This window comes from Paraburkholderia sp. RCC_158 (genome assembly GCF_041355255.1).
In the GTDB taxonomy this organism is placed as follows: Bacteria; Pseudomonadota; Gammaproteobacteria; order Burkholderiales; family Burkholderiaceae; genus Paraburkholderia; species Paraburkholderia graminis.
Genome location: NZ_JBFUPM010000016.1, coordinates 66,915 through 82,331, shown reverse-complemented (window position 1 = coordinate 82,331; position 15,417 = coordinate 66,915). Strand labels below are relative to the sequence as shown.

At 63.2% G+C, this 15,417-nt stretch carries 10 protein-coding genes, 2 pseudogenes and 1 riboswitch; of the genes and pseudogenes, 3 read left to right on the top strand and 9 right to left on the bottom strand.

All coding sequences use genetic code 11. From position 1 onward, the window contains the following. Nucleotides 1-4 precede the first annotated feature (4 nt). Nucleotides 5-1,789: an IlvD/Edd family dehydratase gene (locus tag AB6809_RS25965; RefSeq protein ID WP_371027458.1), complete on the top strand. Its 1,785-nt coding sequence runs from the start codon at nt 5-7 to the stop codon at nt 1,787-1,789. Between the two features lie 76 nt (nt 1,790-1,865). Beyond that, nucleotides 1,866-3,044 (top strand): fumarylacetoacetate hydrolase family protein, encoded by a 1,179-nt coding sequence (locus AB6809_RS25960; protein ID WP_371027457.1) that lies wholly within the window; start codon nt 1,866-1,868, stop codon nt 3,042-3,044. A 5-nt stretch (nt 3,045-3,049) separates the two neighbouring features. Here AB6809_RS25960 and atzF read toward each other — a convergent pair whose 3' ends face one another. The 7 genes and pseudogenes from atzF to AB6809_RS25925 all read right to left on the bottom strand — a co-directional run bounded on the left by atzF (nt 3,050) and on the right by AB6809_RS25925 (nt 12,076). Beyond that, nucleotides 3,050-4,855 (bottom strand): allophanate hydrolase, encoded by a 1,806-nt coding sequence (gene atzF, locus AB6809_RS25955; RefSeq protein WP_371027456.1) that lies wholly within the window; start codon nt 4,853-4,855, stop codon nt 3,050-3,052. Between the two features lie 20 nt (nt 4,856-4,875). Next, a complete protein-coding gene (uca, locus tag AB6809_RS25950) occupies nt 4,876-8,478 on the bottom strand; it encodes an urea carboxylase (RefSeq protein WP_371027455.1) in 3,603 nt (1,200 codons plus the stop codon). Nucleotides 8,479-8,662: 184 nt separating this feature from the next. Next, nucleotides 8,663-9,304 (bottom strand): urea amidolyase associated protein UAAP2, encoded by a 642-nt coding sequence (locus AB6809_RS25945; protein WP_006050353.1) that lies wholly within the window; start codon nt 9,302-9,304, stop codon nt 8,663-8,665. A 15-nt stretch (nt 9,305-9,319) separates the two neighbouring features. Then, nucleotides 9,320-9,655: pseudogene (locus AB6809_RS25940) on the bottom strand (DUF1989 domain-containing protein); the annotation flags it as partial. Further along, a pseudogene (locus AB6809_RS25935) lies at nt 9,651-10,160 on the bottom strand (ABC transporter ATP-binding protein); the annotation flags it as partial. The pseudogenes AB6809_RS25935 and AB6809_RS25940, both read right to left, overlap by 5 nt. Continuing rightward, nucleotides 10,157-10,969, bottom strand: coding sequence for an ABC transporter permease (locus tag AB6809_RS25930; RefSeq protein WP_371027454.1), 813 nt, complete (start codon nt 10,967-10,969; stop codon nt 10,157-10,159). The gene AB6809_RS25930 and the pseudogene AB6809_RS25935, both read right to left, overlap by 4 nt. A 36-nt stretch (nt 10,970-11,005) precedes the next feature. Then, complete coding sequence (locus AB6809_RS25925; protein WP_192700219.1) at nt 11,006-12,076, bottom strand: putative urea ABC transporter substrate-binding protein; 1,071 nt, start codon at nt 12,074-12,076, stop codon at nt 11,006-11,008. 59 nt (nt 12,077-12,135) lie between these two features. Further along, a riboswitch (guanidine-I (ykkC/yxkD leader) is annotated at nt 12,136-12,235 on the bottom strand. A gap of 298 nt (nt 12,236-12,533) precedes the next feature. Here AB6809_RS25925 and AB6809_RS25920 point away from each other — a divergent pair. Beyond that, nucleotides 12,534-12,992, top strand: a complete 459-nt coding sequence (locus AB6809_RS25920; protein WP_371027453.1) for an MEKHLA domain-containing protein — start codon at nt 12,534-12,536, stop codon at nt 12,990-12,992. Nucleotides 12,993-13,034: 42 nt separating this feature from the next. On the opposite strand, the gene AB6809_RS25915 is transcribed toward AB6809_RS25920, so the two are convergent. Next, on the bottom strand, nt 13,035-13,982 hold the full coding sequence (locus tag AB6809_RS25915) for a TauD/TfdA family dioxygenase (protein WP_053860555.1): 948 nt from the start codon (nt 13,980-13,982) through the stop codon (nt 13,035-13,037). A 31-nt stretch (nt 13,983-14,013) separates the two neighbouring features. Further along, nucleotides 14,014-15,390 carry an LLM class flavin-dependent oxidoreductase gene (locus AB6809_RS25910; RefSeq protein WP_371027452.1) on the bottom strand — a complete coding sequence of 459 codons (1,377 nt, stop codon included), beginning with the start codon at nt 15,388-15,390 and terminating at the stop codon, nt 14,014-14,016. Between the last annotated feature and the right edge of the window lie 27 nt (nt 15,391-15,417).

Here is a 15,417-nt window from a genome sequence, read left to right as displayed (position 1 = left end):
AGCGATGACTCAACTCAATTCAAGGCGGTTGCGCAGCCAGGAATGGTTCGACGACCCCGCCAATGCGGACATGACCGCGCTTTACGTTGAGCGCTTCATGAACTATGGCCTCACGCGCGAGGAATTGCAGTCGGGCCGGCCGATCATCGGTATTGCGCAGACAGGCAGCGATCTCGCGCCGTGCAACCGTCACCACATCGAACTCGCGGCGCGCACGAAGGCGGGCATTCGGGACGCCGGCGGCATTCCGATGGAGTTTCCGGTTCACCCGCTCGCGGAACAGAGCCGCCGTCCCACGGCGGCGCTCGACCGCAATCTCGCGTACCTCGGTCTGGTGGAAATCCTGCACGGCTTCCCGCTGGATGGCGTCGTGCTGACGACGGGCTGCGACAAGACCACGCCGGCTTGCCTGATGGCGGCCGCAACGGTCGATATGCCGGCCATCGTGTTGTCGGGCGGCCCGATGCTCGACGGCTGGCATCACGGCAAACGGGTAGGGTCGGGAACGGTCATCTGGCACGCGCGCAATCTGCTCGCGGCGGGCGAGATCGACTACGAAGGCTTCATGGAACTGACCACCGCCTCGTCGCCGTCCATTGGTCATTGCAATACGATGGGCACGGCGTTGTCGATGAACAGTCTCGCCGAGGCGCTCGGCATGTCGCTGCCTGGCTGCGCGAGCATCCCGGCAGCGTACAGGGAGCGAGGGCAGATGGCGTATGCGACCGGCAAGCGTATCGTCGACCTCGTGCGGGACGACGTACGGCCGTCGAAGATCATGACGAAGGCCGCATTCGAGAACGCGATTGTCGTGGCGTCGGCGCTGGGCGCGTCGAGCAATTGTCCGCCGCACCTGATCGCGATTGCCCGTCATATGGGTATCGAACTGAGTCTGGACGACTGGCAGCGCGTCGGCGAAAACGTGCCGCTTATCGTCAATTGCATGCCCGCCGGCGAGTATCTCGGCGAGAGCTTCCATCGCGCGGGCGGCGTTCCGGCAGTGCTTCGCGAACTCGACCGCGCGGGGCTCGTGCATCGCGACTGCTTGACCGTGTCGGGCGACGTGGTCGGTGCGATCGCCGACCGTGCAGCCGAACCGGACCGTGAAGTCATCAAGAGCACGGACGAGCCGCTCAAGCATGGCGCTGGTTTTATCGTGCTGTCGGGCAACTTCTTCGACAGCGCGATCATGAAGATGTCGGTCGTCGGCGATGCTTTCCGCAATACCTATCTGAGCGAGCCCGGTGCGGAAAACGCCTTCGAAGCAAGGGCAATCGTGTTCGAGGGACCCGAGGATTATCACGCGCGCATCAACGACCCGTCGCTCGAGATCGACCAGCACTGTATTCTCGTTATCCGCGGCGCGGGCACCGTGGGTTATCCGGGCAGCGCCGAGGTCGTCAACATGGCGCCTCCCGCCGCGCTCGTGCGCCAGGGCATAACGTCTCTTCCGACGATGGGCGACGGCCGGCAAAGCGGAACCTCGGCGAGTCCTTCGATCCTGAACATGTCGCCCGAGGCGGCCGTGGGCGGCGGACTCTCTCTGCTGCAAACGGGCGACCGCGTGCGTGTCGACCTGAACGCGCGCTCGGTGAACGTGCTGGTCGATGACGAAGAGCTTGCACGCCGTCGCGAGACAGTGAGCATCTCGATTCCGCCGGCGCAGACCCCGTGGCAAGAGCTATATCGGCAAACCGTCGGCCAGTTGTCCACGGGCGGATGCCTCGAGCCCGCGACGCTCTATCTGAAAGTCATCGAAGAGCGCGGCAACCCGCGGCATTCCCACTAAACTATCGACACTGACTTCAATCGGCGATACGTTGCGCCGACATGATCTGCCAACATACACGGAGACAATCGCTACCATGACTTCACGATTCGCTACCAACTATCTGCCGCACGATGTCGAGCGGGCGCTGCTTGTCGGCCGCGTCTGGCGCAAAACCGCCGCGTATGAAGGGCCGTCGGTCGTCGTGGTCCGCAACGGCGAAGTGCTGGATATAACCGCGAGCGCGCCGACCACGGCCGACCTGTTCGATCGTGAAGACGTCGTTCAGTTTGCGCGGACAGTTACGGGTGAAGCGCTTGGCTCTGTTCAGACACTGGTGGAAGTGAACCTGGGCGCTGTGCAGGAGCACGCACTACGGCTGCTTGCGCCCAACGACGTGCAGGCGATCAAGGCATGCGGCGTCACGTTCGCGGTGAGCCTCATCGAGCGCGTGATCGAAGAGCAGGCGGGCGGAGACGCCAGCAAAGCGCAAGAGGTGCGGCAAACCATCGCCGCGACTATCGGAACCGACTTGTCCAAAATCAAGCCGGGTTCGGAAGCAGCGATGAAGCTCAAGGCGGAACTCGAACGACGCGGCGCATGGTCCCAGTACATGGAAGTCGGAATTGGTCCGGATGCCGAAGTATTTTCGAAATCGCAGCCGATGTCCGCAGTAGGTTTCGGCGCAGACGTCGGATTACTCGCGGCGTCGAACTGGAACAACCCGGAGCCGGAGATCGTTCTTGCGGTCAACAGCCGCGGAGAAATTGTCGGCGCGACTTTAGGGAACGACGTCAACCTGCGCGACATTGAAGGCCGCTCGGCGCTGCTGCTGGGCAAATGCAAGGACAACAACGCGTCCTGTTCGATCGGTCCTTTCGTGCGTCTGTTCGACGAATCGTTCGATCTCGACTCGATCCGCGCGACAAGCGTTGCGCTGCGCGTGGAAGGGTCGGACGATGGCTTTGTCCTCGAGGGCGTGAGCCACATGAGCGAGATCAGTCGCGACCCCGAGGATCTCGTCGCGCAGACGTGGGGACGCCATCACCAGTATCCCGATGGTTTCATGCTGTTCCTCGGCACGATGTTTTCGCCTATCAAGGACCGCGACACGAAGGGCGGCGGCTTCACGCATCACCTTGGCGACAAGGTGACCATCTCGACGCCGGAACTCGGTGCGCTAATCAACACGGTGCGCCTGAGTACCGAGGTCGCCCCGTGGACTTTCGGGGTGCGCGCGCTGTATCGCAACCTGGCGTCGCGGGGCGTGCTTTAAGCGCATTATTTGCGCTCGCTGGCAAGCCACGCTCGCCAGCCGCCGAACTCGCTGATGTCGACCCCGGACTCCACGCCATACGGTTCGCACACAAAGCCTGTGACCCATGTGCCGTTCGCGAGTTCGACTTTGCCGAGCCCAAGCGGAGACGGGATGGTTGCGATGAACGAGCCCAGTTCCAGGCTCTGCATCTCCCATACTTCGACGGCGATCGCGGCGCCTCCATCGGGCACTCGCCACATGCCGGGCCGCCTCGTGCCGTCCGGCGTGGCGGCCAGTGCAGATAAGCGGTAGTGCGGAGCGGTTTGCGTCGCTTCCACCAGGCGCGCGCCACGACGAAGCAGATCGCGATTGAGCGGCAGGCCCTGCATGTGAGCGCCGCATACCGCGACGCGTATGCGGTCGTTGGCTGCTGCTCGCCCGTTGCTCGCATCAGGCGCATTGCCTCCCACGCATTCGACTCCGCTCATTCGCTGTAACGTGTCCGCCACGCTCAACAGATACTGATCCGTGAACGCGCGACCGAACACGGTCACGCCCCACGGCAAGCCATTTTTCATGAATGCGGTCGGCGTCGCCACCGCTGCATAGTCGAGCAGATTCATGAAGTTCGTGTAGTAGCCGAGCAGCGAGTTCGGTCCGATCGGGTCGCGCTCCAGTTCCGCTAACGTAACGGGACGCGGATAGGTCGGCGTGAGAACGAAGTCCACGGATTCAAGCGCGGCGTCGCACGTGACCTTCAGCGCTTGCAGACGATATTGCGCGCGAAAAAGCTCGACCGCGGTGGCACCGGGCGCTTTCGCGAGTACGTCGCGAATCACCGGTAACACAGCGTCTTGATTAGCCTCGATCAGCTCTCCCGCGACGGTGTAGCGCTCCGCGACCCACGGCCCTTGATAAAGCAGATTCGCTGCTTCGACGAACGGCGCGAAGTCGATTTCGACGGCTTCGCCACCCGCGGCTTCGAGCATCGCGCGGGCCTTCGCGAACAACGCAGGGCTTTCGGCGCAGCCCGCGAATTCGAGCTTCGACGGCACGCCGAACCGGAAGCGAGTCAGTTTGCCGAACGCGCGCGCGTCGTTCCATTGCGGATTTCTGCGGCTGTATGCGTCGCGAGGATCGGCGTGCGCGGTCAGCGCGAGCAGTTCGCTGGCTTCGCGCGCGGTCGCCGTGAAGTAGGTCACGCAATCGAGCGTGCGGCAAGCCGGCACGACGCCGGCTGTCGATAGCAGACCCTTGGTCGCCTTGAGTCCGACGAGATTGTTCAGGCCCGCCGGCACGCGGCCCGAGCCGGCTGTGTCGGTGCCGAGCGCGAAGCTCGCGACGCCGAGCGCGACGGCCAGCGCCGACCCCGCGCTCGATCCACCCGACGGATACTCGGGATGCACGCTGTTGCGGCACTTGCCGTACGGCGAACGCGTGCCGTTCAGGCCGGTAGCGAACTGGTCGAGATTGGTCTTGCCGAGCGGCACGGCGCCGAGCGCGATCAACTGCGCGACGAGCGTCGCCGACTCGGCGGGCGTATAGGCGAAAGCAGGGCACGCTGCGGTAGTCGGAATACCGGCCAGGTCGATGTTGTCCTTGATCGCGAACGGAATGCCGTAGAGCGGCAATGATTCGACATCCTGAGTATCGAGCCACTCCAGATACGGCGCGATCTCCGCCTCGCTCAGAAGGTGGATGAACAGATGAAACTCGGGATTCAGCGCAGCGGCTTTTTCCAGCAGTTCGCCGATCAGCTTGCGCGGCGTCATCGTCCCGTTAAGGTAAGCGGCGCGCAGCGTGGAGAGGCGCAAATCGAATGAAGTCATGGATGATTTCCCAGGAAGGTTCAAAGGCGTTCGATCACCGCGACGCGTTGCCCCGCACGCACCGCGGAGCCGGGCGCCACATAAATCTCGCCGACAGTGCCCGCGCACGGCGCGCACACGGAGATCTCCATCTTCATCGACTCGATGACGAGCAGCACGTCGCCGGCCTCAACCGTATCGCCGGAATTCACGCGCACTTGCCAGAGACTGCCCGCGATCTCGCTGTCCACGGCGATGTCGCCGTCTTTCAGCGGCGCGAGTTCCGCATCGTCAGCGACAGGCGGCTCGAAACTTTCCTCCGCCGATCCCGCTTCGCGCCATCGTTCGCGCTCGGCCTGAAACGCCGCTTGCTGACGCACGCGGAATTGCTCGATGCCGGCCGCTTCGCGCGTGAGAAACGTTTGATAATCCGCCAGCGACAGTTCAGTCTCTTCGATCTTCAGCGGATAACGCCCCAGCGGAAAGTCCGCGCGGATGCGCTGCAACTCGTCGGCAGTGACTTCGTAGAAACGGATCCGATCGAAAAAGCGCAGCAGATACGGGCGCCCCGCGAACTCGGCGACGTCGCGATAGCGATTCCACATCTGCAACGTGCGGCCGACGAACTGATAGCCGCCAGGCCCTTCCATGCCATACACGCACAGATACGCGCCGCCGATGCCCACCGAGTTCTCGGCCGTCCACGTGCGCGCCGGGTTGTACTTGGTCGTCACCAGCCGATGACGCGGATCGAGCGGCGTCGCGACCGGCGCGCCGAGATAGACATCGCCGAGTCCCATCACAAGATAACTCGCATCGAACACGATCTGCTTCACGGCGTCGATCGAATCGAGGTCGTTGATGCGGCGGATAAACTCCAGATTGCTCGGACACCACGGCGCGTCCTTGCGCACCGTCGTCATGTATTTGTCGATGGCGAGCCGGCATGCGGGATCGTCCCAGGACAGCGGAAGATGCACGATGCGTGACGGCGCGCGCAAGTCCTTCTGCAACAGGACATGCTGCCATGCACGCTCGACGATCGCGAGCAACTGCTGCAACGGCAAGCGTTCAGGCTGATAGTGAATCTGCAGCGAGCGGATGCCGGGCGTCAGATCGATCACGCCGGGCAATGCCATCGCTTCGAGTGACTGCATCAACGCGTGACCGCGAAAACGCAATACGAGGTCGAGTTCCGCCGGACCGATTTCGAGCAGCAGATGCGTGTCGCCGGACACGCGCGCGACGAGCCGCTCGCGATCCGCGCCGGTATCGAGCACGACCGGCGATACGAGCGGTGCTGCGTTCGCGATAGCAACCGGCTTCGCATCGAATTCGAGCGTCTGCAATTCGCACAGACGTTGTTGTGCCGCATCGCGCGCTTCATCGATTCGAACGGGTACGAAGCGCACTTTGTCACCGGCTTTCAACTGGCCGATTTGCCACAAGTCCGCCTCGATAATCGTCACCGGACAAACGAAGCCGCCAAGACTCGGACCATCGGGACCGAGAATCACGGGCATGTCGCCGGTGAAATCGACGGCGCCCACCGCATACGGATTATCGTGAATGTTCGACGGATGCAGCCCGGCCTCGCCGCCGTCCTCGCGCGCCCACTCGGGCTTCGGTCCGATCAGACGCACGCCGGTACGGCTCGAATTGAAATGAATTTCCCATTCGGTGTCGAAGAACCGTTCCATATAACGCGGCGTGAAATACTCCGGCGCGCCATGCGGACCATAAATCACGCGCAGCGTCCGCACGGTTTCCAGCTTCGGAACATTGGCAAGCGCAACGCCCGCACTGTCGTCGCAGAGTGCGTGAAGATGCAGCACGTCGCCCGCCCGCAACGCTCGCCCGCCATGTCCGCCGAACTGGCCGAGCGTGAACGTGCTGCGGCTGCCGAGATACATCGCGACATCGAAGCCGCCGCGCACGCACAGATACGCGCGTGCGCCGGCGCCGCGGATCGTGCCGAGCGCGAGCGTCGAACCGGCGCGAACAAACAGCGTCGTGTTCAACGGCTGCTCGATGTCGTCGAGCGATACGGACAGATGCGCGCCCGTCACCGCCACGACGGCATCCGTGTTGAAGCGCAACGTCGGTCCGCTCATGGTGATTTCGAGCGCGGCTGCGTCTGCCGCATTGCCGAGCAGCCGGTTGCCGAGCCGCAGCGCGCGGTCATCCATCGGACCCGAAGGCGGAATGCCGACTGCCCAATAGCCAAGACGTCCCGGATGATCCTGCACGGTCGTCTGCGTGCCGCCGCTCACCACTTCGACGGTGGTCGCGCGATAGTGAAGGCCTTCGAGGCAGCGCGTCCACGGTTCGCCCGACGCAAACGGCTGGTCGTCGAGAATCTGCCGGAGATAGTCGCGATTCGTTTCGACGCCATAGATGCGCGTGTTCTGCAATGCCTGACCGAGTGAACGGCGTGCCTCGTCGCGCGTCGGCGACCACGCGATCACCTTCGCCAGCATCGGATCGAAGTAGGGCGGTACTTCGCAACCCGCATCGATCCATGTATCGATGCGCAGCGCGCGACCGTCGGCGGTTGGAAACGCGACGTCGGTCAATAGCCCGGGGCTCGGCTTGAAATCGCGGCCTGGGTCCTCCGCATAAAGACGCGCCTGGATAGCGTGTCCTTGCGGCTTCAATCCTGCTGCGAGTTCTTGCAGCGGCGCAAGCGTGCCCGCAGCCAGTTCGATCATCCAGCGTACGAGATCGACGCCCCAGACCTGTTCGGTCACGCCATGCTCGACTTGCAGGCGCGTGTTTACTTCGAGAAAGTAGAAGCGCTGCGCGGCGCTGTCGTAGACGAATTCGACGGTGCCGGCCGAGCGATAACTCACCGCTTTAGCGAGCTTCACCGCGGCGTCGCACAATGCGGCCGGCATGCCGTCCGGCAAACACGGTGCAGGCGTTTCCTCGAGTACTTTCTGGTTGCGCCGCTGCACCGAGCAATCGCGCACGCCGAGCGCAATCGCATCGCCGTGCCCGTCGCCGAAGACCTGCACTTCGAGATGCCGCGCCCGCTCGATATACTTTTCGAGGAACACGCCGGCGTCGCTGAAATTGTTCTGGCCGAGCCGTTTGACCACGTCGAAATGCGCGCTCAGTTCGTCGACGTTCCAGCACACCCGCATGCCGATACCACCGCCGCCCGCCGTGCTTTTCAGCATCACCGGATAGCCGATCGATGCCGCTGCATCGAGCGCCGCCGCAAGATCGTCGAGCAGGCCCGTGCCTTCGAGCATCGGCACGCCTTGTTCCGCCGCGATCGCGCGAGCGGTGTGCTTGAGGCCGAATGCCCGCAATTGCGCGGGCGTCGGTCCGATAAACGCGATGCCTGCCGCTTCGCACGCTTCGCCGAAGCTCGCGTTCTCCGACAGGAAACCATAGCCCGGATGAATCGCCTGAACGTTCTCGCGGCGAGCGATCTCGAGAATCTTTTGCACATCAAGGTAGGTCGCCGCTGCTGGTCCGTCGCCGAGACCATGCGCAATAGGCGCCTCGCTCACATGACGGCTCGCGCGATCCGCTTCGGCATAAACCGCGACACCCGTTACTTGAAGTTCGCGCAGCGTTCTAAGGATGCGGCACGCAATCGCGCCGCGATTCGCGATCAGGATTTTCTCGAACATGAAGGGAGCTTGATTCGTGGGCGGGCCGTCCCGCCACGTGGGAATGCATGCCGCGGTCGTCCGCGGCAGAGACCGGCTTCAAAGAGGCTCTATCGATCCGCTCGAGTCAGTTGCTCGCGCGTGCAGCGACAGCATCGTCCCGAGCGAACCAGCATGACGTAGTAAAGCCAGTGGCGAACACGCGTCAGTTCCATATCAGCAGCTCCGCGGGAGTCGGGTTGTAGGCGTTGCACGGATTGTTCAACTGCGGGCAGTTGGAGATCAGCACGATCACGTCCATTTCCGCGCGCAATTCGACGTACTTGCCTGGCGCCGAAATGCCGTCCTCGAATGTGAGGCCGCCTTCGGACGTCACCGGAACGTTCATGAAGAAGTTGATGTTCGCGCCGATGTCCTGCTTCGATAAACGTCCGTCGTGCGCGCACGCGCGCAGGTAGTTATCGCGGCAGCTATGCATGTAGCGCTTTTCGAGCGCGTAACGCACGGTGTTGCTTTCCTGTGCGCACGCTCCGCCGAGCGTGTCGTGACGGCCGCACGTATCGGCGACGATCGTCAGCAGCGGATTGCCGAGGTTCGAATACAGCACGGTGCCGGTCGTCAGATAAAGGCTTTTCTGACGACGCAGCGTGCGTTGCGGATCGAAGCGCTCGCGCGGATCGGCGAGGCTGTAGAACAGCGTATCGACGGCCTGATTGCCTTCCAGATCGAGAATGCGCAGCGTCTGCCCGGCTTTGAGTTCGTGAAGCCACGGCTCGCCGGCCGCGAGTGTCTCGCGAAAGACCGCGTGTTCGGGGCGTTTATCGCTGACGGTCAGCGTCGTTGTCATGGTGTCGCGCTCCGCTCAAAGAAAGAAACGATCGGTATTGATGAAGCCGCGCACGTTTTCCTCGCAGGCGGTTCGGCAGATTTCGGCGACGCCTGGCTCGGCGCGGCTCAACTCGAGCTTGACCGGCTTCGGCGCGTATTCCGGATTCGGGTCGAGCGGATGCTGGATCGCGGTGAGCACGACGAGCGTGTTCATCGGCGCATAGAGATCGACGTAGTCGCCGGCCCTCGAATTGCCCGCTACGAAGTCGAGCGCGCCCGCATCCGTCACGTCGACGCGGCTGAACAGATTGAGCGTCATCAGCAGGTCCTGAATGCCGAGTTCCCACTTGCCCATTTCGACGAGCATCGAGCGCGCCGAACGGTTCATCGAGCAGCAACACGCGCGGCTTCATCATCAGCGCCTGAGCGATCGCGAGGCGCTGCTGCATGCCGCCCGACAGTTGCTGCGGATACTTGTCCAACGCCGCGCCGAGGCCGACGCGTTCGAGCATCGCCGCGGCCTCGTCACGCGCGGCACGCCGTTGCGCGCCGAACAGCCGGCCGGTGAATGTCGCGCGCGGCAGCTCGAGCCCAAGCATCACGTTGCGAAGCACCGTGAGGTGATCGAATACCGAATAGCGCTGAAACACCACGCCGCGATGCGCGTCGGGCTCTGCGGGCAACGGTTGACCGTCGAGCAGAATGTCGCCGCGCGTCGCGCGCTCCTGGCCGAGCAGAAGCCGCAGGAACGTCGACTTGCCGCAACCCGAAGCGCCGACCAGCGAACAGAACTCGCCCGCTTCGATACGCAGGTTCAATCGTTCGAGCACGACCTGATCGCCGTATTCCTTCCACACGTTGCGGACTTCGATCATCGTGCGCCTCCGAACCAGGGAAACGACCACTGCGTCACGCGGCGCAGGCACTCGTCGATCAGCCACGCGAGCAGCGTGATCCACGCGACGTAAGGCAGGATCAGGTCCATCGCGAGGTAGCGGCGCACGAGGAAAATGCGGTAGCCGAGGCCGTCGGTCGACGCGATCGCTTCCGCCGCGATCAGAAAAAGCCACGCCGCACCGAGCGACAGACGGATCGCCACCAGCAGACGCGGCAGCAACTGCGGCAGCACGAGACGCAGAATCAACGTCCAGCTATTGGCGCCGAGCGTTTGCGCCTTGACCCACAATTCGGCCGGAATTTCGCGGGCGCGCGAATGCAGATCGCGAATGATCATCGGCGTAATGCCGATCACGATCAGCACCACCTTCGACAACTCGTCGAGCCCGAACACGATGAACAGAATCGGCAGCACGGCGAGCGGCGGGATCATCGAAACGACCGTGATGAACGGCGAAAACGTCGCGCTGACGAGCGGAAACGAGCCGGTCGCAATGGCGGCTGCCAGCGCAAGCGCGGCACTCACCAGGAGGCCGATACCGAGCCGCCGCAAGCTCGAAACCGTGTCGGCCCACAGCAGGTACTCGCCCGTGCGTTTGTCTTCGGTGAAAGCGGCTTGCTTGATGGCTTCGCTCATCTGCGTCGCGGCCGGCAGCAGCTTGTCGTCGGGATTGACTGCAAGCCGCATCGACGACCCCGTGAAATACACCGCAATCAGCACGATGAACGGCATCACCAGCAGCATGAGGCCGCCGCTTCGGCTGGGATGTCGATTGATGAGTCGCATGAATGGCCGCCTTGTCGAATGCGTGAGATGTCTCGCTTAGAGCTTGCCCGCCGCGGCCATTTCGACGTAGGTCGGATCGAAGCGCAGCTTCACGTTGCTCTTGTTGCCGATCACGACGCCTTTGTCGAACGCCATGCCGACCACGTCCGCGCTTTTCGCATCCTGGCCGAGCAGGCCATGATCGAACGAGAACCTGGCGACGCGCGTCATGATCTTCGGCATCTCGGGGCTGGTGACAAAATCGAGTGCGGCTTTCGGCGTGTAGAAGAGGGCGGTGGTGGACAGTTGGCCCTTGAAGCCCGCGAGGTCGGTGCCCGAAGCCTTGGCCATTGCGGTGAGCGCGGCGCTGCTGTCGGCGTTGTTCGCGTGCATCAGCGCGACCATTTCAAACCATGCGCCTGTCAGCGCTTTGCCGAGTGCGGGGTTGTCGTGCAGCGTCTTCGTGTTGACGACCATCATGTCCATGATTTCGCCGGGGATCTTGCTCGAGTCGAAGACTTCGGTGACGTTCGGCTGCGCCTTCAGGTCCGCGAGCATCGGGTTCCACGTCACCGTGTTCTGCACGGCAGGCGTTGCGAATGCGCCGGAGATGTCGGCGTCGGACGTGTTCACCACCTTGAGGTCGCGCTCGCTCATATGCGCGCTTTCGAGCGCGCGCGCCAGCAGGTAGTGCGAGACGGAGAACTGCACGAGGTTGATCTGCTTGCCCTTGAGGTCGGCGATCTGCTTGCCCTTGCCCTTGATGAGCACGCCATCGTTGCCGTTCGAGTAGTCGCTGACGATCAGCGCCGTCGAGTCCACGCCGCCCGAGGCCGGAATGGTCAGCGCGTCCATGTTGGTCATCGCGCAGCCGTCGAACTTGCCGGCGGTGTACTGGTTGATGGATTCGACGTAGTCGTTCAGTTGCACGACATCGACATTGATGCCGTACTTCCTGGCCCACTTGGAGACGATGCCCTGAGTCTTCGCCTGGCCCCACGGCATCCAGCCGGCGTAGATGGTCCAGCAAACCTTGAAGTCGGTGCGGCCCGCGGCGGATGCGGAGGTGGAAGCGAAAGCGGCGAGGGAGACGGCGGCGATGCCGAGAAAGCGTACGAGCTTGCGCATGAGGTTGACCTCGGAAGGGACGGTTAGCGACGGCAGGGAGCAGCGCAAAACATCGCGTTCTCTCCCGGGCTTTTGTCCCGCCGTGTAACCTCGCCTGAGGTCGACAGCTCTCGGACCAGCACCTGCGTGAAGCAGGCCGGAACCCTAGCCGTCCATTTCCAGATTGTGTTGAACCGGATGAGGCGCCGGCTCCTTGCGCTCCTTTTAGAGCGAGAAGCGTGCCACGCGGAAATCGCCGTATCTGGCGATGTCACAGTGCGTTTGCGCCCCGTTCCGGTGATTGCGCGCACCGGCGCATGCCGGAACCGCACCGCATGCGTGCACTGGTCGTGTGGGCTTGATGACGAGTTTCAATTGCCGAGCGGGGCGCTCGCCGGCATGACGGACGTGACGGGCTTGCTGTATCGTGGACGCCTTTCATTGCCCAGAGACCCAGATCTCCGTAACGATGCCCTGGATGACCCCACTCCACCGCGATCCCGCTTTCTACCAGCTTCTCAGCGATAGTTACGCCCGCTTGCTCGGCGTCCCGCTGGTGCCGCAGCCCATGTCTGCCGACGCCGCCGCCGAATGGCTTTACGAGCACGCGCCGTTCGCCGTGCTTGCGCACAACACCGATCCCGACCCGGTGTTTATCTATGGCAACAAGGCGGCGCAGCGCCGCTTCGAATATAGCTGGGACGAAATCACCAGGCTGCCGTCCCGGCTCTCGGCAGAAGCCCCGAATCGCGAGGAGCGACAGCAGTTCCTTGCACGCGTGGAGCGGCTCGGTTATGAAGCGGGCTACAAGGGCGTGCGCGTGACGCAGTCAGGCCGGCGCTTCATGATCGAGGAAGCCACGCTGTGGCAACTGCTCGATGAGCAAGGCAAACTGCACGGCCAGGCGGTTGTGATTCCGCGCACGCGCGACCTCTGAGCGCATCGTCTTGCCTCGCGTCGCCTCGGCTCGGCATCGCACTCAGTTCAACGCGACCGCGGCCGCGGCGCTCACCGGCGAGCCTTCAATCGCCACCGAAGGCGTACCGTCCGGCCCGACCGGCACGTCGCCGACCAGCGTCGTGCGGTACAACTGCCGGTCGAACTCGAGATCGAAAATATCGGTGGGCGCGAGGTGAGCCGTCGCGCGGTTGTCCCAGAAGGCGACGCTGCCTGCTTCCCATTTGAAACGCACGGTGAACTCCGGCCGCGTCACATGTTCCCAGAGCAGTTCGAGCAGCGCCTGGCTTTCGCGCGGCGTCACGCCGACGATCGACTTCAGGAAGCTCGGGCTCACATAGAGCGCGCGCTCGCCGGTTTCCGGATGCACTCTCACGAGCGGATGCTTGGTCACGAGAATGCGTTGCTCGACGGCTTTGACGAATGCTTCCGTTCCGCTTGCTCCGGCGGGCGGCGCAAAGCGGTGAAGGCCGCGCAGACCGTCGACGAACGCGCGCAACGGCGCGGAGAGCTTCTGATAGGCGGCGACCAGATTGGTCCATTGCGTGTCGCCGCCATACGGCGGAATCGTCACGCCGCGCAGGATCGACGCCCAAGGCGGATTGACGGCGGCCGTCACGTCGGTGTGCCAGCCAGTCCACGGACGCAGCAGCGTTTGCCCTTCGAAACGCGTTGCCTGGCGATACTTCGAGATCGAGTAGATTTCCGCATGACCGTCGACGTGGCCGAACACGGGATGCCCCACCGTCAGCTCGCCGAACTGCGCGGAGAAAGCGATGTGCTGCTCGTGCGTCAGAAACTGCTCGCGAAAGAACACGACGCGCCATTTAAGAAGCGCCGCACGAATCTCCGCGACTTGCCGCGCATCGAGTTTTTGCGTGAGATCGACACCATGAATTTCCGCGCCGATGTGCGCGGAAAGCGGGTTCACCTGAATCGACTGCGTGTCCTGCAATGCGGCTGCGCTCATGCGAGGCTCCTGGAAAAGAGAACAGGTTGCGTCAATATCCCGCGACCGCGGGCACCTGTTTTGTGAGGTTGGTATAGCGGTTTGCAGGCCGCGGCAGTCCGAGGTTCTCGCGCAGCGTGCGCCCCTCGTATTCGGTGCGGAAAAGTCCACGCCGTTGCAGTTCCGGCACAACGTGTTCGGCGAACTCCGTTAGCCCGCCCGGTAACCACGGCGACATGATGTTGAAGCCGTCGGCGCCTTCTTCCTCGAACCACTGCTGCAACTGATCGGCGATGCTTTGCGGCGTGCCGACCACCTGCTGGTGTCCGCGTGCGCCGGCAATGCGCAGATAGAGATCGCGGATCGTCAGATTCTCGCGCCGCGCGAGATCGAACAGCAGACGTTGACGGCTCTTGCCGCCGTTCGTTTCGGGCAGTTCGGGCAGCGGGCCGTCGACGGGATACTGCGACAGGTCCACGCCGCCCGACATGTTCGACAACAGCGATAGCCCGACGGTCGGATGAACCAGGTCCTGCAGCGCGGCAAATTTCGCGTCGGCCTCTTCCTGCGTGCGGCCGACGATCGGAAAAATGCCCGGCATGATCTTCAGATGATCCGGCGCACGGCCGTACTTCGCGAGGCGGCCTTTGATGTCGCGATAGAACGACTGCGCTTCCTCGAGCGTCTGATGCGCGACGAAGATCACCTCGGCGGTTTGTGCGGCGAGTTCGCGCCCGGCTTCCGATGCGCCGGCCTGCACGACGACCGGCCATCCTTGCGGCGAACGCGCGACGTTCAACGGTCCGCGCACCTTGAAGTGCTTGCCCGCGTGACCGAGCACATGCAGCTTGTCGAGGTCGAAATAGACGCCGCTTTCCTTGTCGCGGATAAATGCGTCGTCTTCCCAGCTATCCCACAGGCCGGCGACCACGTCGTAGAACTCGCGCGCGCGCTCATAGCGGACCGCGTGGTCCGGATGGCGCTCGAAACTGAAATTGAGCGCCTCCGATTCGGTGCTCGACGTGACGAGGTTCCAGCCCGAGCGCCCGCCGCTCAGATGATCGAGCGACGCGAATTTGCGGGCGACGTTATACGGCTCGTTAAACGTGGTGGAGACCGTGGCGATCAGGCCGATGTTTTTCGTCACGACCGAGAGCGCGGAGAGCAACGTCAACGGTTCGAAATGATCGGCGCGCGCGGTGCGCGATAGCGAGGGCAGATTCGTGTCGCGCACGCTCACGCTGTCGGCGAAAAACACTGCGTCGAATTTTGCGCGCTCGGCGATCCGTGCGAGTTCCGCATAGTGCGCGAAGTCGAGGCCGCCGCCCGCGTGCGCATCCGGATGCCGCCATGCGGCGATATGGTGGCCCGTCTCCATCAGGAACGCGCCCAGTTTGATTTGCCGCTTGTGGCGATTTTCACCGCTCATCGTGATCTCCGAAAATGATCCAGGTGT